Annotated in this window: 19 protein-coding genes; 6 read left to right on the forward strand and 13 right to left on the reverse strand. The window is 65.8% G+C overall.

Features of this window, described 5'->3' with window-relative positions; translation table 11 throughout:
* Nucleotides 1-97: 97 nt before the first annotated feature.
* Both AC1Q6V_RS16800 and AC1Q6V_RS16805 read right to left on the reverse strand, forming a co-directional pair.
* On the reverse strand, nt 98-517 hold the full coding sequence (locus AC1Q6V_RS16800; protein WP_010809290.1) for a ribulose bisphosphate carboxylase small subunit: 420 nt from the start codon (nt 515-517) through the stop codon (nt 98-100).
* Between the two features lie 57 nt (nt 518-574).
* Nucleotides 575-2,035: a form I ribulose bisphosphate carboxylase large subunit gene (locus AC1Q6V_RS16805; RefSeq protein ID WP_010809289.1), complete on the reverse strand. Its 1,461-nt coding sequence runs from the start codon at nt 2,033-2,035 to the stop codon at nt 575-577.
* Between the two features lie 167 nt (nt 2,036-2,202).
* Between AC1Q6V_RS16805 and AC1Q6V_RS16810 the strand changes: the two genes are divergently transcribed.
* Nucleotides 2,203-3,156, forward strand: a complete 954-nt coding sequence (locus AC1Q6V_RS16810; RefSeq protein WP_010809288.1) for a LysR family transcriptional regulator — start codon at nt 2,203-2,205, stop codon at nt 3,154-3,156.
* Nucleotides 3,157-3,603: 447 nt separating this feature from the next.
* Here the strand turns inward: AC1Q6V_RS16810 and AC1Q6V_RS16815 are convergent, their stop codons facing one another.
* Both AC1Q6V_RS16815 and AC1Q6V_RS16820 read right to left on the reverse strand, forming a co-directional pair.
* Nucleotides 3,604-4,221, reverse strand: a complete 618-nt coding sequence (locus AC1Q6V_RS16815; RefSeq protein ID WP_058696763.1) for an NADPH-dependent F420 reductase — start codon at nt 4,219-4,221, stop codon at nt 3,604-3,606.
* A 14-nt stretch (nt 4,222-4,235) separates the two neighbouring features.
* Complete coding sequence (locus tag AC1Q6V_RS16820) at nt 4,236-4,967, reverse strand: SDR family oxidoreductase (RefSeq protein WP_439669092.1); 732 nt, start codon at nt 4,965-4,967, stop codon at nt 4,236-4,238.
* A 138-nt stretch (nt 4,968-5,105) separates the two neighbouring features.
* On the opposite strand from AC1Q6V_RS16820, the gene AC1Q6V_RS16825 reads away from it, so the two are divergent.
* On the forward strand, nt 5,106-6,038 hold the full coding sequence (locus AC1Q6V_RS16825) for a LysR family transcriptional regulator (protein WP_058696765.1): 933 nt from the start codon (nt 5,106-5,108) through the stop codon (nt 6,036-6,038).
* A gap of 47 nt (nt 6,039-6,085) precedes the next feature.
* Nucleotides 6,086-6,421: a LysR substrate-binding domain-containing protein gene (locus tag AC1Q6V_RS16830; protein WP_492316317.1), complete on the forward strand. Its 336-nt coding sequence runs from the start codon at nt 6,086-6,088 to the stop codon at nt 6,419-6,421.
* Between the two features lie 19 nt (nt 6,422-6,440).
* On the opposite strand, the gene AC1Q6V_RS16835 is transcribed toward AC1Q6V_RS16830, so the two are convergent.
* Both AC1Q6V_RS16835 and AC1Q6V_RS16840 read right to left on the reverse strand, forming a co-directional pair.
* Nucleotides 6,441-7,283: a universal stress protein gene (locus AC1Q6V_RS16835; protein WP_454749082.1), complete on the reverse strand. Its 843-nt coding sequence runs from the start codon at nt 7,281-7,283 to the stop codon at nt 6,441-6,443.
* 32 nt (nt 7,284-7,315) lie between these two features.
* Nucleotides 7,316-8,152, reverse strand: a complete 837-nt coding sequence (locus AC1Q6V_RS16840; protein WP_439669093.1) for a universal stress protein — start codon at nt 8,150-8,152, stop codon at nt 7,316-7,318.
* Nucleotides 8,153-8,456: 304 nt separating this feature from the next.
* On the opposite strand from AC1Q6V_RS16840, the gene AC1Q6V_RS16845 reads away from it, so the two are divergent.
* From AC1Q6V_RS16845 to AC1Q6V_RS16855, 3 genes are read left to right on the forward strand one after another with little or no spacing between them, the layout of a single operon-like run.
* Nucleotides 8,457-8,912 carry a universal stress protein gene (locus tag AC1Q6V_RS16845; protein WP_439671848.1) on the forward strand — a complete coding sequence of 152 codons (456 nt, stop codon included), beginning with the start codon at nt 8,457-8,459 and terminating at the stop codon, nt 8,910-8,912.
* Nucleotides 8,913-8,919: 7 nt separating this feature from the next.
* Nucleotides 8,920-9,933 carry a zinc-dependent alcohol dehydrogenase family protein gene (locus AC1Q6V_RS16850; RefSeq protein ID WP_011617238.1) on the forward strand — a complete coding sequence of 338 codons (1,014 nt, stop codon included), beginning with the start codon at nt 8,920-8,922 and terminating at the stop codon, nt 9,931-9,933.
* A gap of 19 nt (nt 9,934-9,952) precedes the next feature.
* On the forward strand, nt 9,953-11,275 hold the full coding sequence (locus AC1Q6V_RS16855) for a phosphoribosyltransferase (protein WP_010809282.1): 1,323 nt from the start codon (nt 9,953-9,955) through the stop codon (nt 11,273-11,275).
* Nucleotides 11,276-11,418: 143 nt separating this feature from the next.
* On the opposite strand, the gene AC1Q6V_RS16860 is transcribed toward AC1Q6V_RS16855, so the two are convergent.
* The 7 genes from AC1Q6V_RS16860 to AC1Q6V_RS16890 form a co-directional block, all read right to left on the reverse strand.
* A complete protein-coding gene (locus tag AC1Q6V_RS16860; protein ID WP_010809281.1) occupies nt 11,419-12,222 on the reverse strand; it encodes an IclR family transcriptional regulator in 804 nt (267 codons plus the stop codon).
* Between the two features lie 168 nt (nt 12,223-12,390).
* Nucleotides 12,391-13,725 carry an MmgE/PrpD family protein gene (locus tag AC1Q6V_RS16865; protein ID WP_454749081.1) on the reverse strand — a complete coding sequence of 445 codons (1,335 nt, stop codon included), beginning with the start codon at nt 13,723-13,725 and terminating at the stop codon, nt 12,391-12,393.
* A gap of 12 nt (nt 13,726-13,737) precedes the next feature.
* The gene (locus tag AC1Q6V_RS16870) at nt 13,738-14,586 is read right to left on the reverse strand and encodes an alpha/beta fold hydrolase (protein ID WP_454749080.1); all 849 of its coding nucleotides are present in this window, start codon (nt 14,584-14,586) and stop codon (nt 13,738-13,740) included.
* Between the two features lie 12 nt (nt 14,587-14,598).
* A complete protein-coding gene (locus AC1Q6V_RS16875) occupies nt 14,599-16,701 on the reverse strand; it encodes an acetate--CoA ligase family protein (RefSeq protein WP_454749079.1) in 2,103 nt (700 codons plus the stop codon).
* A gap of 4 nt (nt 16,702-16,705) precedes the next feature.
* Entirely contained in the window at nt 16,706-17,500 is a 795-nt protein-coding gene (locus tag AC1Q6V_RS16880; protein ID WP_010809277.1) for an enoyl-CoA hydratase/isomerase family protein, read from the reverse strand.
* A 50-nt stretch (nt 17,501-17,550) separates the two neighbouring features.
* Nucleotides 17,551-18,546 (reverse strand): tripartite tricarboxylate transporter substrate binding protein, encoded by a 996-nt coding sequence (locus AC1Q6V_RS16885; protein WP_011617244.1) that lies wholly within the window; start codon nt 18,544-18,546, stop codon nt 17,551-17,553.
* A 317-nt stretch (nt 18,547-18,863) separates the two neighbouring features.
* A complete protein-coding gene (locus AC1Q6V_RS16890; RefSeq protein WP_010809275.1) occupies nt 18,864-19,823 on the reverse strand; it encodes an SMP-30/gluconolactonase/LRE family protein in 960 nt (319 codons plus the stop codon).
* Between the last annotated feature and the right edge of the window lie 52 nt (nt 19,824-19,875).

A 19,875-nucleotide genomic window follows, 5' to 3' on the forward strand; every position in this document is an offset into this window, starting at 1 on the left:
TGCGCGGCCTTGCGGCGGCGCAACCGTGGGATTGCACAGTCAGGAAATCGCCGGCGGCAGCGCCATGACGGCGCTGCGCCGGTTCAGCCGGCGCCGCTCAGTAGCGGCTGCCCTCGGGGCGTGCCTGCACAGCGTAGCTCTCGATCGAGTAGCGCATGGTGCGGCCGGGCTCTTCCTGTCGCACCAGGCGGAAGCCGGGCTCGTCCGCAGGACGGTTGACGATGAACGACATCACCACCGACTCCACCGTATGCGTCGAATCGAAGGCCGTGACGCGGATGTAGTGGTTGGGGAAGGTGCTGCGCGCGTTGTTGATCTCCAGCAGGATGCCGGCGGCATCGCGCAGGTCGAACATCGGCAGGCCGAACATCTCCCAGTAGGTATTGCGCGGATGCGGGTCGTCGGTGTACTCGATGCCGACCGCCCAGCCCTGGTTCAGGCAGTATTCAAGCTGGCTGGTGATCTGCGCGTCGGTGAGGTCGGGCAGGAAGGAGAAAGTGCCTTGAGTAATACGCATGATGTCCTCTCGTTCTTTGGGTTCGCTCGTCGTGCTTTGGTGGCGTCGCGCCAGGGCTCAGGCCACCGACGCGGTGGGCGCGAAGTCCGAGGTGTCGGTCGGCGTGTAGTTGAAGCTGATGTCGCCCCAGGTATCGAGCGCAGCCCGCAGCGGTCCACACCAGCGCGCGGCATCGCGCAGGATCTCCGGCCCTTCGTTGAGGATGTCGCGGCCTTCGTTGCGCGCCAGCACCATCGCTTCCAGCGCAACGCGGTTGGCGGTGGCGCCGGCCTGGATGCCCTGCGGGTGGCCGATGGTGCCGCCACCGAACTGCAGCACCACGTCGTCGCCGAAGAGGCTGATCAGCTGGTGCATCTGGCCGGCGTGGATGCCGCCCGAGGCCACCGGCATCACCTTGCGCAGCGAAGCCCAGTCCTGGTCGAAGAACAGCCCGCGCGACAGGTCGGCATGGGTGTAGGCATCGCGGCAGACGTTGTAGTAGCCCTGCACGGTCAGCGGATCGCCTTCCAGCTTGCCCACCGCGGTGCCGGTGTGCATGTGGTCGACACCGGCCAGGCGCAGCCATTTGGCAATCACGCGGAACGACACGCCGTGGTTCTTCTGCCGGGTGTAGGTGCCATGGCCCGCGCGGTGCAGGTGCAGGATCATGTCGTTCTGGCGGCACCAGTTGCTCATGGACTGGATACAGGTCCAGCCGACGATCAGGTCGATCATGATGATGACCGAGCCCAGCGACTTGGCGAACTCGGCACGCCGGTACATCTCTTCCATGGTGCCGGCGGTCACGTTGAGGTAGCTGCCCTTGACCTCGCCGGTGGCGGCCGAGGCCTTGTTGACCGCGTCCATCACGAACAGGAAGCGGTCGCGCCAGTGCATGAAGGGCTGCGAGTTGATGTTCTCGTCATCCTTCATGAAGTCCAGCCCGCCCTTCAGGCCCTCATACACCACGCGGCCGTAGTTGCGGCCCGACAGGCCCAGCTTGGGCTTAGTGGTGGCGCCCAGCAGCGGACGGCCGAACTTGTCTAGGCGCTCGCGCTCGACGATGATGCCGGTGGACGGGCCGGCGAAGGTCTTCACGTAGGCGACCGGGAAGCGCATGTCTTCCAGGCGCGCCGCCTTGATCGGCTTGAAGCTGAAGACGTTGCCGATGATCGACGCGGTCAGGTTGGCGATCGAGCCTTCCTCGAACAGCGACAGGTCATAGGCCACGTAGCAGAAGAACTGCTCGGGGTTGTTGGGCACCGGGTCGACCCGGTAGGCCTTGGCACGGTACATGTCGCAGGCGGTCAGGCGGTCGGTCCACACCACCGTCCAGGTGGCGGTGGAGGACTCGCCGGCAACCGCGGCGGCGGCCTCGACCGGATCCACGCCGTCCTGCGGCGTGATGCGGAACAGCGCCAGCAGGTCGGTATCCTTGGGCTCGTAGTCGCCGTCCCAGTACCCCATTTCCTTGTACTTCATGACGCCGGCGTCGTAGCGCTTGCGCGGCTTGGCTTGGACCGATTCAGGTGCGTTCATGCTTGTCTCCTTGCGTGGTTGAGCGTCTTGGCTGCTGCGTTGATGCAAAGATATAAGCCCACCCACATAAGGTAAATTCAGATATTCTTAGCCCCTGTATAAGCAATCCCTTAAGTGCGGACCAAGCTGCACATCACGGGACCATCCAAAGCCGCCCCCAACCGCCCATGTCGTCCTTCCTGCGCGCCCTTACCCTTCGCCAGTTGCAGATCTTCGTCACCGTGGCCAGGCACGCCAGCTTCGTGCGCGCGGCCGAAGAACTGCACCTGACCCAGCCTGCGGTCTCGATGCAGGTCAAGCAGCTTGAATCCGTGGTCGGCATGGCGCTGTTCGAGCGGGTCAAGGGGCAGCTCACGCTGACCGAGCCCGGCGACCGCCTGCTGCACCATGCGTCCCGGATCCTCGGCGAGGTCAAGGACGCCGAGGAAGGCTTGCAGGCGGTCAAGGACGTCGAGCAGGGCTCGATCACGATCGGGCTGATCAGCACGTCGAAGTACTTCGCCCCCAAGCTGCTGGCCGGCTTTACCGCGCTGCACCCGGGCGTGGATCTGCGCATCGCCGAAGGCAACCGGGAAACGCTGCTGCGGCTGCTGCAGGACAACGCCATCGACCTCGCGCTGATGGGCCGCCCGCCGCGCGAACTGGATGCGGTGTCGGAACCCATCGCCGCGCATCCGCACGTGCTGGTGGCCTCGCCGCGGCACCCGTTACACGATGCAAAGGGGTTCGACCTGCAGGAACTGCGTCACGAGACCTTCCTGCTGCGCGAACCGGGTTCAGGCACCCGCACCGTGGCGGAGTACATGTTCCGGGACCACCTGTTCACGCCGGCCAAGGTGATCACCCTGGGCAGCAACGAGACCATCAAGCAGGCCGTGATGGCCGGCATGGGCATCAGCCTGTTGTCGCTGCACACGCTGGGACTGGAGCTGCGCACCGGCGAGATCGGGCTGCTGGACGTGGCCGGCACGCCGATCGAGCGCATCTGGCATGTTGCGCATATGTCCAGCAAGCGTTTGTCGCCGGCCAGCGAGAGCTGCCGCGCCTATTTGCTGGAGCACACTGCGGAGTTTTTGGGGAGGGAGTACGGGGGGCTGATGCCCGGGCGGCGGGTGGCCTGAGGTTCCAGGAGGGTTGGCTGGGATTAGAGAGCCATCCGTCCCGTCCCGGTCGGAACCCACTGGGCAGCGGCGGCTGGTGAAGGCCTTCGGATGACAAAGGCTAGAGAGAATTGCGAATCCTCTTGATCAAGCTGCAGCTTGTTCGGACTGCTGCAGAGCATTTCCCCTCGGACTGAGGCGAATGTCTGGCGCGGCCGCTACGAGGGCAGTCTTGATGGCGGTTGGTCATACTGGGGAATGAAGGATAACCGCAGCTTCGGCTGCGGTTATTTACTTTGGACGCCTGCTACAACGTTGGGCTGGCTGGACCGTCCCTTGTCGGCCAGAAAGCGACGGCCGGGCCCTCAGGCTGAATGGCCGAAGCTCTGACACAGCGGACGGTATGGAGCTTGCCGGACCGTCGATAGCGAGTTCCTCTTTCGATTGCTTCCAGGCCCGCCTTTCAAATCAACCCAACCTCACCAGATTCAGCGCCGCCAGCGGTCCTCCAGGAAACTGATGCTGCCTTCCGCCCACATCAAGCGAACCCAGATCGATGCCAAAGAAGCCAAGACGATCGATCAACCTAGCCACCTCGACCTTGGCATTTGCATCGTCACCGGACAAGAACATCACGCGCCGGCCACCTTCTGCTTGCGGATCGCCAGCAACCAGCGCGGGTTGCAGGTGATTGAACGCCTTGACAACTCGCGCGCCGGGTACGAGGTCTGCAAACAACTCGCTCGAGGAGCGGCCATGCAGGTCCGCGGGGCGAAACAGCGGGGCCTCGATCGGGTTGTTGGCATCGATGACAATGCGTCCGCCGAAATTGGGCAACCCGCCCAGCGCCTGCGGCAGCTTCGACCAGTTCACCGCCACCAGCACGATCTCCTGCGCTGCGGCTTCCTCGCGCGTGCCAGGGCGAATTGAAGGCCCGATTACGTTCGCGGCATCGCGCAGCGTTTCAGGCCCACGGCTATTAGCAACCACCGCCTGGATGCCGTGCCGTGCCAGTGCCGTGGCGAACGCCATGCCTATCGCGCCCGCGCCGATGATGCCAATGGTCTTTCCGTAGCTTGCTTGCATGACGTACTCCCGGTTTAGGCGGTGAAACCGCCATCGGCAACGATCTCGGCACCGGTGACGAAGGCTGCGTCCGGACCAGCGAGGAACGCCACCACGCCGGCAATCTCATGGGGCTGCCCGTATCGGCCCAAGGCAATGCCGGGCCCTACGATTTCGCTGACCGGGCCGCCGGCGGGATTCATATCGGTGTCGGTCGGGCCGGGGTGGACGGTGTTGACCGTGATGCCTTTCGGCCCCAAATCGCGCACCAGGCTGCGATTGAAGCCTGCGATCGCACCCTTGGTCAGCGTGTAGAGCGATGCCGTGGGAAACGCCGCATAGCGCGCCATCGACGAACCGATGTGGATCACCCTCCCGCCCGTCTTCATATGGCGCACGGCTTCCTGCGTGGCCACGAATACGCCGGTCACGTTCACCGCAATCATGCGCTCATAGGTGTCGAACGAGATGTCCTCGATGGCACCGCCCAGGCCAAGGCCGGCGTTGTTGACGAGGATGTCGAGACCACCGAAGGCGTCGACCGTCGCTGCCACGGCCCGGCGCACCGCGGCGGGATCGCCGGAGTCTGCGGCGAGCGCTACAGCGCGGCCGCCGGCCGCTTCAATCTCGCGTACCACCATGGCGGCCTTTTCCGGTGAGGCACTGTAGGTCAGCGCCACGGCAGCGCCATCGGCGGCCAGGCGGCGTGCAATGGCGGCGCCGATAGAGCGCGAACCGCCGGTAACAAGGGCGATCTTGCCCGTCATGGGAAGTGTCTTTTGAGTCATTTCTTTCTCCGTTTGAGATGAATCACAAGGTGTGAACGGAGTATGGGCGCTCGATTCCATGGTGATTAGCTATGAATGACTGGAATCATCTTCAAGCAATCATGTAAGCTGAGCCAGATGGAAACCCTCGCCAACCTCGAATCCTTCGTGCGCAGCGCCGAAACCGGCAGCTTTTCGGCGGCGGGTCGCCGACTTGCCCTGACGCCCGCGGCCGTCAGCCGCAACGTGGCGATGCTCGAGCGCAACCTAGGCGTGCGACTGTTTCAGCGCTCCACACGCAAGCTGACACTCACCGAGGCTGGCGAGCGCTTCCTGGCCTCCATCGGCGGCAACCTCGATGCGCTGCAAGCCGCCATCGCCGCGATGTCGAATGATCACGGCGAACCGGCTGGCGTACTGAAAGTCAGCCTGGCCCCTTCTTTCGGCGTGGCTTACGTGATGCCGTTACTGCCCGATTTCCTGAAGCGTTACCCCGCGATCCGCCCGGAATGGCATTTCGAGAATCGTGCGATCGACTTGATCGCCGAAGGTTTCGACGCAGCCATAGGCGGGGGCTTCGATCTGGCGCCGGGTCTTGTGTCGCGCCCACTGGCACCGGCGCATATCGTCGCGGTGGCGTCGCCTGCGTATCTGCGGGAACGCACGCTGCCTGCCGATCCGTCCATGCTGAGAGCCATGGATGGCATCGTCATGCGCTCCGGACGCACAGGACGCACGCGCCACTGGACCATGCGCGATGCCGCGGGCAACGAGGTTGCCGCGACCATGCCAGAACGCATCGTCGTCAGCGACCCGGCCGCCATGCGGGAAGCCGCGCTACTGGGTCTAGGCGTGGCGCTGCTGGCGGTACCCGATGTGCTGCCATGGATTGAACGTGGCGAACTGGTACGCGTACTGCCGCGCTGGTACGCCGACGCCGGCGCCATTTCGTTGTACTACCCTACGCGCACCCTGATGCCCAGCAAGACACGCGCATTTATCGACCACGTTGTGGAAGCCTTTCGCCGCGACGGACTAGCGCAGCGGCTGGCTGGCAGCCTCGGCATTTAGAGTTGTCTACCAAGGCACACCGTTTCGGCGTCCGCTCTGGCCCAAACTTGAGTCACCCGCCAAACTTTAATGAAGGGCAGGAGTGGGTCGGTCAGAGACGGCCACGCTTTGGCGGCGGGCATCCGATCAAGCAGGCGGTGATGGCCGGCATGGGCATCAGCCTGTTGTCGCTGCACACGCTGTCGCTGGAACTGCACACCGGCGAGATCGCGCTGCTGGACGTGACCGGCACGCCGATCGAGCGCATCTGGCATGTCGCGCATATGTCCAGCAAGCGTTTGTCACCGGCCAGCGAGAGCTGCCGCGCCTATCTGCTGGAGCACACGGCGGAGTTTTTGGGGAAGGAATATGGCGGGCTGATGCCTGGGCGGCGCGTGGCTTGAGGTACCGGGAGGGTTCGCCTCAGTGCGACATGAAGACAGGCAAGCCTGACTGCCGCAGCAGGGCGCGGGTGGTGCCGCCCAGCACCAGCTCCCTCAACCGGGAGCGGCCATAGCCGCCGGCGACCAGCAGGCCGGCCTGAACCTTGGCCGCAAGCTGTGGCAGAACGTGGTCGGGATCGCCCTCTCCGACCAGCAGACTGGCGCGGATGCCATGGCTGAGCAGCCATGCTGTCAGCCGATCGGCGCTGTCACGATAGGCCTCTTTCTCACCAGCAGCGCTGTACTTGCCAGCGCTGACCACCAGGACGGTAACGGCGCTGGCATGCACAAGCCACGGCAGTGCGTCCGCGACCGCGCGCGCGGCCTCCCGGCCGCCGTTCCATGCGATGGCGACATGGCCGCCAAGTCGCGGGCCGGACCCGCCCGGCACCAGCAGGATGGGCCGGCCTGCATTGAGCATTGCGTACTCCGCGACCCCGGCCAGCAAAGCCGGCACATCGGCCTGTGCCGAGGGCGCTGCGGGCAGGATGAGATCGGCGAAGCGGCCCTCGTCGGCAAGCGCCCAGCCAGACTCGGCTTCGACAACGATGTGCCGGGTGGGAATGGCCGGCGACACTTGCCCGGTCAGCGTTTCGAGTGCGTTCCTGTGAGCCGCAGCCAGCTTGTGCAAATGGTTCGCGGCAAGCACGCCGTATTGCCCGGCTTCTTCGCCCGCCCCGCGAAACGGCTCCAGGTGCGTTCCTGTTGCCGTCAGTCCGACCACGCTGCCGCCGGACTTTTCGGCAAGCCGTGCTGCCGTTTCAATGCGCGCGGACCGTGCAGCATCTTCGCTCAGGTCGACAAGGAAGGTTCTGAAGTCCATGACGTGATTCCACTCTTTGGTTTGACCTTGCATCATCGTGAAAACAGCACCGGTGCCGTCATCGAGTCAAGCAGCGTACGCGTGACACCGCCGAGCACCAGTTCCCGCATGCGACCGTGTCCGTAGGCACCCATCACGATCAGGTCGGCATCGAAATCCGCCGCGCGCGAAAGGATGAGTTCGCCGATGGTCAGGTCAGCCCCACCGGGACCGTGTTCGATTTCCACGGCGACGCCGTGGCGCTCCAGCACGCGTGCGGCGTGGCCGACCGGGGTGGCGTCGGCTCTGGCCTCCTTGGCCGCGGTCTGTGCGCAAAAAATGCGCGCCTGCGCGCCGGCCATCAGCGGCACGGCGTCGTGAAGCGCCCGCGCCGCCTCGCGGCTGCCATTCCACGCCACGATCACGCGCGTACCCAGCGATGGAAACGTGCCCGCGCACGGCACCACGAGCGTCGGTCGGCCGGTCTCCAGCAGCAGCGATTCCAGCAGTTGCCGGGCCACCGGACCTTCCGTATTGCCGGGGTCGTACTGGCCGGCAACGACCAGGCCGGCCTCGCGGGCCTCGCGCAGCACTGATGCCACCGCCCCCTGCTCCGCGGCGCGCCACTCCGCGCGCACCGGCATGGCCTGGGTTGCAGCCAGAAACTGCGCGCGGACGTCTTCCCTGACCTGCTTGCGCCGGGCCAGATCGTCCGCGACATATTGCTGCGCGCCGTCCATGAGGTAGAACCAGGCAGGATCGGGAATGAAACCTGCGTACATGCCGATCAGCCGGCACTGGCCGGCCGCCGCAAGTCGCCCCGCCACTTCGAGCCGCTGCCGTGCCTGCGGACTGCTGTCCAGATGCACCAGGATGCTCTCGTAAGCCATGATCGCCCTCCCCCTCAACTACAGACCAGTCTAGGCAGCAAGGCCGACCGGCGCTTGACCCGGATCAACGGGCCAGCCATGCGGCGACATGGCTCAAGTTCGTCCTGATGTGCGGTGGAGGCTACTGCGATCAAGGTATGTAAAACCGTCAAGCCATGCGGCCATCACTTCTGTCTGCGGTCAGTTTCTCGCGGCGCCTGCCCCTTCGGGTTGACCTATCTCAAGCGCATATCGAGGCCGGCGCCTACGCTGAATGCAGCGAATCGCAACATCGAGCACACCCTTGCCCTTCAGGAGATCCATCATGTACCAGCGCATCCTGCTCGCCGTCGATGGCAGCCGTTCTTCCGACCTGGCACTGAGCCAGGCCATCATCATCGCCAAGGCAACCGGGGCCGAGGTCAAGGCGTTGTTCGTGGTAGACGACAGCGATGTGTTCTTCGAGGCCAGTTACTTCAATCCAAAAGAACTGGTCGACAACATCACCGCGCACGGCCGCAAGGCGCTGGATGCCGCCTCAACCAGGCTCAGCGAAGCAGGCGTGCGCAATTCGGTGAAACTGGATGAGAAGCCGGTGGCGCCGGGCCGGATCTCGTTGACCATTGTCACCGAAGCCGATGCGTGGAATGCCGACCTGATCGTGCTTGGCACCCACGGCCGCCGCGGCGTCCGGCGCCTGCTGATGGGCAGCGTGTCGGAAGGCGTGCTTGCCAAGACCAGCAAGCCCGTGCTCCTGGTCCGCAGCGAAGTCGAAGGTTAGGCGCGCCATGCCCCACCAAACCATGCGTGCGATGGTCTTCGAGGGCGCAGGCCTGCCGCTGCGCCTCCACCACTTGCCGGTTGCCGAACCGGGGCCCGGCGAACTTCGCATTGCCGTGGGAGCTTGCGGGGTGTGCCGGACCGACCTGCATATCGCCGACGGCGACCTGCGCCATCCCAAGCCGGTGCTCATCCCGGGACATGAAATCGTCGGACAGGTGGATTCGTGCGGCGCCGGTGTCACCGTCTTCAAGCCGGGGGACCGCGTCGGTGTGCCCTGGCTCGGACATAGCTGTGGCCATTGTCGCTACTGCCTGCGTCATCACGAGAATCTTTGCGACGCACCGCTGTTCACTGGCTATACCCGCGATGGCGGCTATGCGGAGTACGTTGTTGCCGACAGCGGCTATTGCTTCCGGATTCCGCCCGGCTACGATGACGAACACGCCGCGCCACTACTCTGCGCGGGCCTGATCGGCTACCGGACGCTGCGCATGGCGGGCGCAGCCAGCCATGCGCAGCGCGTCGGCATCTACGGCTTCGGCGCCGCCGCCCACCTGGTGACGCAGATCGCGGTGGCGCAAGGCCGCGAAGTCTACGCCTTCACCCGCACGGGCGACGCAGGCGCCCAGCAACTCGCCTACCAATCCGGTGCGTGCTGGGCCGGCTCGAGCGAGCTCGAGTCGCCCGTGCCGCTGGACGCCGCGCTGATTTTCGCCCCGGTGGGCGCGCTGGTGCCCAAGGCGCTGCGCGCCGTGGACAAGGGTGGCATCGTGGTCTGTGGCGGAATTCATATGAGCGATATCCCAAGCATGCCTTACCAGCTGCTTTGGGAAGAAAGGCGCCTGTGTTCCGTAGCCAACCTCACGCGTGCCGACGGCATCGCGCTGATGGATATCGCCGCCCGGACGCCGCTGCATACGCACACCACCGCGTATCCGCTGGAGCAGGCCAACGAAGCACTGGCCGACCTGCGCGAGGGCCGGCTTACCGGCGCCGCCGTCCTGAAAGTCCGTCAATAGATCCCTGGCAGATAGATCGATGAGCCGTTACCAGACACGTTTTCAGGCGCGTGAGCATGCGGGCTCGGAGCTCGCCTGGGCGTTGCGCGCGTATCGGGGAACCGATGCCCTGGTGCTGGCGATTCCGCGCGGCGGCGTGCCGGTCGGGCGTGTTGTGGCCGACGCACTGGGCGCTGACTTCGACCTGGTGATGGCGCGCAGGATCGTTCCTGGCGTAGCACTGGACGACTCTGGCGCGACATGGTGCACGGACGCAATGGACGCAAATGGCGGCGCCGACAGCCAGCGTGATGCCCAGTTCGACCAGCTTCGCAGGCAGCGCGCCGTGTATACGCCGGTCCGCAAGCTGGCGGATCCGGGCGGTCGCGTGGTGATCGTCGTGGATGACGGCCTGGTGAGCGGCGCAACGATGTATGCGGCCCTCGCCAGCCTGCGCAAGCGGCAACCTGCCCGGCTCATATGCGCGCTCCCGATCGCCACCCCAGCCGGGCTGGACCGGGTCCGCGCCCTGGCCGACGAAGTCATCTGCCTGGATACTCCGGACCGCATCGAAAACCTCGCGCACTTCTATCATGAGTTCCAGCTGGTCAGCGACGACCGCGTGCGACAGTTGACAGGGATACCGCCAACGCAGCCCCGGACCCGTGCCCGGCCAGGTGCGGTGGCGGGCGTGCCGTCGTTGAGCAAGGCGATGCTGATTCCGTATCAGACCACTCGGCTGCGGGCCATGCTCGAAACGGCCCCGAACCCGGTCGGCGTCGCGGTGATGGTGTATGCCGGTGGCGCGCAACGCCGTGCAGCCCGCAGCAATTACCTGGCACGCAAGCTGCGCGCGAAAGGATTCGCCACCATGCTCGTAGACCTGCAGCCTGACAGCCGCGTCGACGACGCACCGGAATCGGAGGTCGATGAGCTGGTGGCAAGACTGGACCAGACCTTGAGCTTCCTGCGTACTGGGACCCCTTGCGCAAGCTTGCCTGTGGGCCTGCTAAGTACCGGCACCGCAGCGGCGGCAGCCTTGCGCTCAGCCGCGTGCGGCGCGACGCAACTCAGCGCCGTGGCCTGTGTTGCGGGGCGGCTGGATCTCGCGGGCAGCGCAACCCTGCGGCAGCTTGAAATCCCTGCCTTGCTGATATGTGCCAGCGGCAATCCGAAAGACATCCAGATCAACAATCTTGCATTCGAGCAGATGCATTGTCCGCGGCAACTGAGGCTCATCCCGACCAGCGGCCGCGGATTTGAAGACCGCAGGGCCCTGGAAGACATCGCGGCACTCACGATAGGCTGGTTCGAGCGACACCTTGCGAGCCCATCTTGTCCCCGCCTGGGTTACGGCGGATGACCATGCCTGGCGGCTACGCCGGGCTGCGCCTGATGCGTGAGGCTCAACCCCAAAGACCGGACAACAATCTTGGGACCAATAACGGGGAGCCCGTCCTTTGACATGGGGCGAAAGCCGGCGCGGATCTCGATACCGCAGCGCCCCTACTCCACGCGCGGCATCCGCTCCTGTATCGCCGCTGCAAGTTCCATCAGTGGCTTGGCCAGCGCCGCCTCGACAGCACCGGCATCCTGGTGCGTGGATACGCTGACGTTCAATACATGGACGGCATACTCGTCAAATCGCAATGGTGTTGCCATGGCCACAACCTGAGGCTGCCATGACGCGACGCAGTAGCCTTTCTCATGCACGGAAGACACCGCAGCATCGATTTCGCGTCGCAGCTCCCCCCAGCCGCGGCCGCGGTTCTTGTCGGCCATGGCCCTCATCATCGCGTTGAACGCCTCAGGTGCCAGCGTTGCGAGGTGCGCGCGGCCGAGAGAGGTCAGCGCCATCGGGATGCGCTGCCCGCTCACCACCGTGCGCAGTGACTGGCGCCGGTTGTAGCGGAACGACTCCAGGTAAATCATCTCATCTCCCTCCGCCACCGCCAGTCCGACATTGATCTTGTGCCGCATGGCAACCTCGGCCATCATCGGCGCTGCGACCCTGAGAACCTGCGAGCCGTCGCGCATGGCATGCGCCATGCTGAGGACCGGCACACCCAGCCGGTAGGCCCGGCACTGCGGGACATACTCGAGCATGCCGGTCTCAATCAGCGACTGCGTCAGGCGGCTGACGGTCGAGCGGGACAAGCCGGTGCGCTCGGCAATCTCGCTGTTGCCGAGCATGGACGCGCCGGCGCGGAAGGCGCGCAGTACGGCAATGCCACGTTCGAGCGAGCGGTTGGGCGTCGCCTTGCCTTGGCCTGGTTTGATCCGTTCGATGTTGACGGTGCTGTTTGGCATGACAGGGGATCACTGCGCACCAGTGACCGTTCTGGAAAGCGGCGTCCGGTGCATGCATTTGCTGAGGTTGCACCCGCCGCAGGCAATGCTACTCGATGCCGATCTCCTTGTCCTACACCGCTTGTGTTCGTCATGCCGGTGACCGCGTTGGCGCCGGGGCGCCGCTGCTCAGCCAAACAGGCTGACCACCGGCTCCGTCTCGACGTGCCAGATCTTCTGCGCCAGCCGGCGCGCGCCATCGGCGCCTATCACCGGCGCTGCCAGTTCGATCAGCTTGCCGCCGAGGTCAGCGTCGGACAGCGGGTCCTCCGGATCGCCCTTGCGATTTGGCTGCAAGTAGTCAGCCGTGGCCCCGTCCAGGGTTTCGATCTCAATCCTTGCCGCGCGCTTGCCAGGAAACCAGCCGTCGATTTCAGGGTCGACCTCGACAGTCATGCAGTCCATCAGCCGGCGCGTCTCGCTGTCCCACAACCGTTCCGGCGTGTAGGCCGACAAGCGCACGCTGCCATGCACCAGGGCGGCGGCGACGATGAACTTGAGGCTGAACTTGGCTTCGTTCTCGCTCCTGGGGTCGAGATAGCAGGCGATATCCAGCGCCGGGCGATACGTGGCGACGCGAATGCGACGGATCTGGGCGGTGTCGATGCCCAGCTTCGCTTTCAGCGCCAGCGCGCCGTCGATTGCCGCAAAGGTATGGCCGCAGCCAATGTGGTTCTTGAAGGTCAGCCGGCAAATATGGAAGTCTTTCCCAAGCGTCGATGCCAGCCCGTTCCAGTCAGGGCCGTCCGACATCGCTCGCCCCATGCCGGTCTCACCGTCGAGCACATCGAGCGAACCGGTGATGCCGGCAATGGCGGCGCGGGCGGCCAGCAATCCGCCCTCCGCTGCGCGGCCTGCGTGCAGCGGCTTGGACATCGAGTCCATGCGGAACGCCTGCTGCAGTCCGGCGGCGAAGGTCGCCGCGGTCGCCAGCGCGTGGGCAAGCTGCTCCTCGCTCGCCCCATGGATAAACGCCGCGGCGGCCGCCGCGCCAAACGTGCCGACAGTCGCGGTGCTGTGCCAGAAGCGATAGTGCGCCCGGCCCAGCACGACGCCGATGCGCGTTGAAACCTCATAGCCGACGACGATGCCCTTGAGCAGCGTCTCGCCGCTGGCGCCCGCGTCCTGTGCCGCAGCAATGGCGGCGGCAATGGTGGCGGCGCCGGGGTGATACATGGCATCACGGAAACTGTCGTCGATCTCGGCAGCGTGGGCGGCAGCGCCATTGAGCAGCGCCGCGGCGCGCGCCGTGGCGCGTTGCCCCATTGGCAGGGTGGCGTTGCCGCGGCCAAGCTCCTCTTCCAGCACGCGCTGCAGGCGCTGGACCGCATCGGTGCCGATGCCCGGGAACAGCGCCGCATGCCAGTCGACCAGCGCGCGCTTCGCATGATGCATCACCTCGGCTGGCAGCGGTCCTGCCTTGATGGTGCTGAAGAAAGGCCCAAAGGCCTCGGTTGCGTTCAAGATAGGTTCTCCTCAGCCGGCCTGCGCCGGCGTGTCGGGGAGCTGCTGCAGCCATGCCTGCAGCAGCCGGTTGACTTGTTGGTGGGCCTCATACTGGACCCAATGGCCGGCGCCCGGCACCACGCTGACACTGACTTCGGGCGCGTCGGCTGATGCATGCCGCGAGTCGCGGGCGATCCCGGCAATCGATTCGGGCGACATGGTCACGTCCGCTTCGCCCCAGATCATCAATACCGGGCCGGGAAAGCGCGCCAGCGCCTGCTGCAATCCGCCTGCGCGCGAGATCGATTTGCTATGGAAGCGGGTCGCGCGACAGGCACGCGTGTGGATGGCCACGGTTTCGCTGTCGATGGCGGCCGGATCGGCGATCATGAATGCCGCCAGATTGTCGCGCATCGCCGCGGCAAGCGCGTGCGGATCGTGGCAGCGGCGCCAGTCGACCAGCGCCCGCGTCATGCGGCGCGGACCGCCATGGCCGGCCGGCCCGAGCAACGCCAGGCGACCGACATCGATATCGCCAAGGCGCGCATGGGTCGCAAGGTGCGCCGCCACCAGCGCGCCGAAGGAAAAGCCCACCAGGTCGACACGGCCAGGTGATAGCTGGGCCAGCGAGCGGGCCAGGACCTCGACGACTCCAGGCAGATCGGCGCGCGGCGCCGCACCGGAATCGCCAAAGCCCGGCATGTCTGGCACCAGCAGCCGGCGGTTCCGGGACAACGGCCCGATATTGCGCGTCCAGTGCTGCCAGCTGCCATGGCCGCCATGCAACAGCACGCTCGCCGGGCCGTCGCCAAAGCTTCGCCAGATGATCTCGCACCCATCGACCGAAGTCACCAACACACCGTCGCGCACGTTGCACATGCCAGGGTCTCGTCAGGGCTTGTCGTTGCCGGCCAGCACCGCCACGCCATCGGCGGCCATCACACCCTGCCCTTCGGGCAGCACGAACACGGGATTCATCTCCGCCTCGACCAGCCGGTCGCCAAGCGTGGCGACCATGCGCGAGAAGGCGACGATCGCGTCGGCCAGGGCTTCCACATCCGCCTTCGGCCGGCCCCGGAAGCCCTGCAGCAGCGGGGCCGTCTTCAGGCGCCCGATCATCGCCAGCGCGGCGTCGCGGCTCAATCCGCGCTCGCCAGGCAGCAGCCGCAGCGTGGTATCGCCGAACAGCTCCGCGGTCACGCCGCCCATGCCGAGCAGGATCGCGGTGCCCAGCGCGTCGCGGTGCATACCGAGGATCACTTCGACGCCGGCCTTGACCATTTCCTGCACCAGGAAGCGTTGGGGCGCGATACCCGTGGCCGACTGCACGTCGCTTGCCATTCTTGCCAGCCGGCTTCCCGCCTCCGCAGGCGGGACATTGACGGCCACGCCGCCGACATCGCTCTTGTGGGTGATCTCGGCCGACAGGATCTTCAGCACGACATTGCCGCTGAAGGCTTGCGCCGCCGCCATCGCCTCGGCGCCATCGGCAACCACAACCTCCTTCGCAACCGGTACGCCGAAACCGGCGAACAAGGTCTTGGCCGCGGCTTCGTCGAGCGAGCCGGTGCCATAGGAGGTGAGATCGGGCAACGGCAGCGTGGGAGTGCCCGCTTCGTCGACCGCGCCGAGCTTGCCGGCACGCAGCATCGCGTCGATCGCCACCGTGCAAGCCTCCGGCGCGGAAAACGCCGGCACGCCACGGCGATTGAGCAGCGATGCGACTTCCGGCGCATGCGGGCTCACGTACGCAATCACCGGTTTGTCGCTATGGGGCAGGCAGTCGCGAATGGCATTGGCCATCAGGTCTGGCATGGCCAGGCTGGACGAGCCCACGATGACTGCGACCGCGTCGTAGCTCGGGCTGTCGAGCAGGATGCGGATCGCTGCGCGGAGCAGGTCGGGCTGCAGCCCGGCCAGGGTTACGTCGATCGGGTTGCGGTCGAGCGCCGCGTGGTCGCCCTTCTGCAGCGCGCGCAGCTTCGCCGCGGTCGCTTCGTCAGGGGCCGGGGTCTCGAAGCCGGCCACGCCCAGGCTGTCGGAGACCAGCGTGCCGGCGCCGCCGGTCGAGGTCAGGATCGCAACGCGATTGCCAGTCAGTTTGCGCCCGGTAGCCAGGGCGGCGGGCATGTCGAGCAGGTCCGAGAAGGTCTGCGCGCGAATCACGCCGACCTGCTCAAAGAGCGCGTCATACATGCGATCCGTACCGGCCAACGCGCCGGTATGTGACACCGCGGCGCGCGCACCACTCTCGGAGCGGCCGATCTTGAACGCCACCACCGACTTGCCGGCGCGCGCCGCCTTCAGCGCTGCGCGGCGGAACGTCTCCGGGTTGCGCACGCTCTCGACATACAGCGCGATCACGCGGGTGGCCTCGTCATCGGCCAGATAATCGATAAAGTCGGCCAGATCCAGGTCGACTTCATTGCTGGTCGAAACCAGCTTGGACAGGCCGATGCCGCGTGCGGCGGCGCGCGACAGCAAGGCACCGAGGATGCCGCCGCTTTGCGACACCACGCCAATGCTGCCGGTCGGGAACTGGTCCATCTCCAGCGCGCCGCTGGCCGACAGCGGGATGTTGTCGGTCAGGTTGACCAGGCCGATGGTATTGGGCCCCAGCAGGCGCATGCTGCCGGCCGCCTCGATCAGCTCAGCCTGGCGCCGCGCGCCCTCGGCGCCGGTCTCGGTATAGCCGCTCGCCAGCACGATGGCCGCGCCGGCGCCGCGCGCCGCCAGGTCGCGCACGGCCAGGTGCGCACGCTCGGCGCCCAGCAGCACGATGCCGACGTCCGGCACTTCGGGCAGCGAGGCAATGTCCGGAAAGCAAGGCAGCCCGTCGATCGACTCGACCTTGGGGTTGACCGGGTAGATCGCCCCGCTGAACCCATGCTTGCGCAGGTAGGAAACCGGGCGGCCTGCAGTCTTTGCGGGGTCGGCGGATGCGCCAATCACGGCAACGCTGCGCGGCGTGACAAGTCTTTGGATGGCATTCATGTGGTCAGGCGTTGCTGGCGGTCTTGTTCAGGAAAGCCAGCACGGAGTCGCGATGCTCGGTGCTGGTGTAGCAGATGCCCTGCGCCTGGCTGCCCTGGGCGAAGACCTGGTCGGCGGGCAGTTCGAAGGACTGGTTCATGATGCTCTTGCCCAGCGCGATCGCGGTAGCCGAGCCCTGGCTCAGTTGCGCCGCCCAGCTCAGCGCATCGTCGATCAGCGCTTCGGGCTTGCTCAGGCGGTCCGCGATGCCGAGGGCCGCGGCCTCCTGCGCCTCGACCTTGCGGCCCGTGAAGACCAGTTCCTTCGCTGCCGACAGCCCTACGCGGCGCGGCAGGAAATACATGCCGCCACCGTCCGGGATCAGGCCCCGGTTGATATAGGACCAGGAGAACGACGCCGCTTCGGACGCCAGCACGAAATCGCAGCACAGCGCGGTATCGGCACCCAGCCCGGCCGCGGCACCGTTGACCGCGGCGATGGTGGGCTTGGGCATGGTGTGGAGCAGCTTCACGGTGTAGTGGACCCGCTGCTGGCGGCTCCAGCCATTGAAGCCCACCTCGCCGATGGGCGCCTCCATGCGGCGCTGCATGCCGGCCACGTCGCCGCCGGCGCAGAAGCCCTTGCCGTTCCCGGTGAGCACCAGGGCACGAATGGCCTTGTCCGCCGCCACGCGCTCCAGCGCGTCGATGAATTCCGAGCGCATGTCGTCGCTCATGGCATTGCGCTTGTCGGGGCGGTTAAAGGTGAGCAGCGCGATGCCCGATTCGATCTTCAGTTCAATCAGGGAATAGTTGTCCATGGTCCTGTCCGGTGCTATGTGTGCGATCTGTTTTTTTACGAGTGCCGCGCTCAGTCGGCCGTGATATTGGCGTCCTTGATGACCTTGCTCCAGCGCTGGCTCTCGGCCTTGACGTAGCGGCCGAACTCATCTGGTGTGCCGCCACTGATGGCAAGCCCCTCCTGTTCGGCGCGCTTGCGGAACGCGTCGGTGTGCACGGCCTTCTTCGCCGCGGCGTTCAGCCGCGTGATCACCGCCGGCGGCGTGCCGGCCGGTACGAACAGGCCATACCAGCTATCCGCCACATAATTGGGCACGCCGCTTTCCGCGATCGTTGGCACCTTGCTCAGCGCCGGCGCCTGCGAGCGCTGTGCGGTCGTGACCGCCACCGCCCGAAGCTTGCCGCTCTCCAGGTGCGGCGCGACTGCGGCTGCCGTGGCGAACATCACATCGACCTGCCCGCCGAGCAGGTCCGTGATCGCCGGGCCGGCGCCGCGATAAGGAATGTGGTTCAAGTCGACCCTGGCCATGTTCTTGAACAGCTCGCCGGCCAGGTGCGCCGAAGTGCCCGCGCCCTGCGAGGCGTAGTTGAGCTTGCCCGGCTTGGCCTTGGCGGCCGCGATCAGGTCCTGCACGGTCTTGATGGGGCTGTCCGGCTTCACCACCAGCACGTTGGGCGAGCGGCCCACCAGCATGACCGGCGCGAACGCCTTCTCCGTATCGAACGGCAGTTTCTTGTGCAGGCTCGGGTTGACCGCGTGGGCCAGCGTCGCCATCACCAGCGTGTAGCCGTCTGGTGCGCTCTTGGCCACCGCATCGGTGCCGATAATGGTGCTGCCGCCCGGCTTGTTATCGACGATGACGGGCTGGCCAAGATCCTCGCCCATGGTAATGCCCATGGCACGCGCCACCAGGTCCGTGCCGCCGCCGGGGGCGAACGGCACCACCATGCGGATCGGCTTGTCGGGAAAGGCTGCGAGCGCCGGCAAAGGCGCTGTCGCGGCCATGAGGAACGGAATGGCTGCCTTGGCAAGCCGGCGGAACAATCCGGTGCAGAACGGATGCATGCTTTGTCTCCTGGAACGAGTCGGAACGCCGCGGCATCACACTGCGTGCACCGGGCGCGTTTCTTTGTTGGAGACAGCTTAGGCCCAGGCGGGCGATTCCACACCCCCACAATTCCACTGTATGGAATTCATAGGGCGCCATCCCGCGCGGCAAAAAAGGAGGCCCTGCAGAGCCCACAAACTCTGCAGGGCCAACCGTATCCCCAAACCAGTCCCAGACCGCCAGCCCCCGGGAAATCAGGACTGCAAACCGACGACGGACCTGGGTCCGGCGAGCAGATTACTCAGGCCTGAGGCGCTTCAATGGGTGCTTGCCGTCAGCCGCCGGCCGCGCCTTGCGTATTGACATAAAGCGTATAGATCGACGTACAGGACGCCATGAACAGCCGATTGCGATGGCGCCCCCCGAAACACAGGTTGGCACAGCGCTCTGGCAGGCTGATATGGCCGATGGGTTCGCCGTCCGGGGCAAAGATGCGCACGCCGTCGAGTTCGGGCGTGCCCATGCCCCAGCCGCACCACAGGTTGCCATCAATATCGACACGGAAGCCATCCGGGGTACCGGGCCCGGCGTCAACCAGTACTCGGCTGTTGCCCAGCGCCTCGCCGCCTTCACTGACCTGAAAAGCGCGGATGCGGCGAGGCCGGGTGCGCGACTCGATCACATACAGCAATTCCTCGTCAGGCGAGAATGCCAGGCCATTGGGCCCGCTGACGTCATCGGCGACGATGTCAAGGCGGCCGCTGGCCGGATCGATGCGGTAAATGCGCTCCGGCAGTTCCGAAGTTGCCTTCTCGCCCTGGTAGTAGCCGGCGATACCGAACGGCGGATCGGTGAACCAGATCGAGTCGTCCGATTTCACCACCACGTCATTGGGCGAATTCAGCGGCTTGCCGTCATAGCGGTCCGCCAGCACGGTGATGCTGCCGTCATACTCGGTGCGCGTGACACGCCGGCCGACATGTTCACAGGTCACCAGCCTTCCCTGGCGGTCGCGGGTATTGCCATTGGCATGGTTTGACGGGCTACGGAACATGCTGGTGTTACCGGTCTCCTCATCCCAGCGCAGGATCCGGTCGTTCGGGACGTCGCTCCACAGCAGGTAGCGGCCATCACCGAACCAGACCGGGCCTTCGCTCCAGCGGCAGCCGGTGGCAATGCGGTCGATCGCGGCAAGGGGCAGGTGGTATTTCTCGAAGCGCGGGCTCAGTGCCTGGACGCGCGCATCCGGATAGCGCACCGGCTCGGCCGGCGCAAGGAAAGTGTGCATGGTCATGGTTCAGCCCAGAGGATCCGAAAAGAGGGTTAACCGTGGCGACGGGACGGGG

It is taken from the genome of Cupriavidus sp. GW823-FHT07B10 (genome assembly GCF_058794355.1).

Coding starts and splice junctions, on each gene's coding strand:
- AC1Q6V_RS16800 (WP_010809290.1), bottom strand. CDS start 517: ATGCGTATTACTCAAGGCACTTTCTCCTTCCTGCCCGACCTCACCGAC.
- AC1Q6V_RS16805 (WP_010809289.1), bottom strand. CDS start 2,035: ATGAACGCACCTGAATCGGTCCAAGCCAAGCCGCGCAAGCGCTACGAC.
- AC1Q6V_RS16810 (WP_010809288.1), top strand. CDS start 2,203: ATGTCGTCCTTCCTGCGCGCCCTTACCCTTCGCCAGTTGCAGATCTTC.
- AC1Q6V_RS16815 (WP_058696763.1), bottom strand. CDS start 4,221: ATGCAAGCAAGCTACGGAAAGACCATTGGCATCATCGGCGCGGGCGCG.
- AC1Q6V_RS16820 (WP_439669092.1), bottom strand. CDS start 4,967: ATGACGGGCAAGATCGCCCTTGTTACCGGCGGTTCGCGCTCTATCGGC.
- AC1Q6V_RS16825 (WP_058696765.1), top strand. CDS start 5,106: ATGGAAACCCTCGCCAACCTCGAATCCTTCGTGCGCAGCGCCGAAACC.
- AC1Q6V_RS16835 (WP_454749082.1), bottom strand. CDS start 7,283: ATGGACTTCAGAACCTTCCTTGTCGACCTGAGCGAAGATGCTGCACGG.
- AC1Q6V_RS16840 (WP_439669093.1), bottom strand. CDS start 8,152: ATGGCTTACGAGAGCATCCTGGTGCATCTGGACAGCAGTCCGCAGGCA.
- AC1Q6V_RS16845 (WP_439671848.1), top strand. CDS start 8,457: ATGTACCAGCGCATCCTGCTCGCCGTCGATGGCAGCCGTTCTTCCGAC.
- AC1Q6V_RS16850 (WP_011617238.1), top strand. CDS start 8,920: ATGCCCCACCAAACCATGCGTGCGATGGTCTTCGAGGGCGCAGGCCTG.
- AC1Q6V_RS16855 (WP_010809282.1), top strand. CDS start 9,953: ATGAGCCGTTACCAGACACGTTTTCAGGCGCGTGAGCATGCGGGCTCG.
- AC1Q6V_RS16860 (WP_010809281.1), bottom strand. CDS start 12,222: ATGCCAAACAGCACCGTCAACATCGAACGGATCAAACCAGGCCAAGGC.
- AC1Q6V_RS16870 (WP_454749080.1), bottom strand. CDS start 14,586: ATGTGCAACGTGCGCGACGGTGTGTTGGTGACTTCGGTCGATGGGTGC.
- AC1Q6V_RS16875 (WP_454749079.1), bottom strand. CDS start 16,701: ATGAATGCCATCCAAAGACTTGTCACGCCGCGCAGCGTTGCCGTGATT.
- AC1Q6V_RS16880 (WP_010809277.1), bottom strand. CDS start 17,500: ATGGACAACTATTCCCTGATTGAACTGAAGATCGAATCGGGCATCGCG.
- AC1Q6V_RS16885 (WP_011617244.1), bottom strand. CDS start 18,546: ATGCATCCGTTCTGCACCGGATTGTTCCGCCGGCTTGCCAAGGCAGCC.
- AC1Q6V_RS16890 (WP_010809275.1), bottom strand. CDS start 19,823: ATGACCATGCACACTTTCCTTGCGCCGGCCGAGCCGGTGCGCTATCCG.